We start from the raw sequence: 274 nt of genomic DNA, 5'->3' as shown, positions 1-274 counted from the left end.
TGCGCCAACTCGCGTTATCCGGCGACCAGGAATCGCACCTGCGCTCCCAGCCCCATTGCGGGCGTGCGCATGAGCGCGCCTCCATCGCCCGACATTTGCGCAGCCGAGGCCTGACGGTCGACGCCGACAGCGTGTTGATTGTCAGCGGCGCTCAACATGGTCTGGCGGTGACGCTGATGGCGCTGCTGCGACCCGGTGACGTGATCGCGGCGGACGCGCTGACCTACGCGGGTTTCAAAGTGCTGGCCGCCACGCTGCACCTTGAAATCGTGCC

General features: G+C 66.8%; 1 protein-coding gene. It reads left to right on the top strand.

What is annotated here, in order from left to right:
* Positions 1 to 274, top strand: a 274-nt coding sequence (locus BK660_RS31580) for an aminotransferase class I/II-fold pyridoxal phosphate-dependent enzyme (RefSeq protein WP_123436457.1), incomplete at both ends; no start/stop codon positions are given.

The organism is Pseudomonas brassicacearum (assembly GCF_003732265.1).
Classification (GTDB): domain Bacteria; phylum Pseudomonadota; class Gammaproteobacteria; order Pseudomonadales; family Pseudomonadaceae; genus Aquipseudomonas; species Aquipseudomonas brassicacearum_D.
Note: the sequence above shows the minus strand (reverse complement) of the source record. Positions and strands in the feature narration are given on the sequence as shown.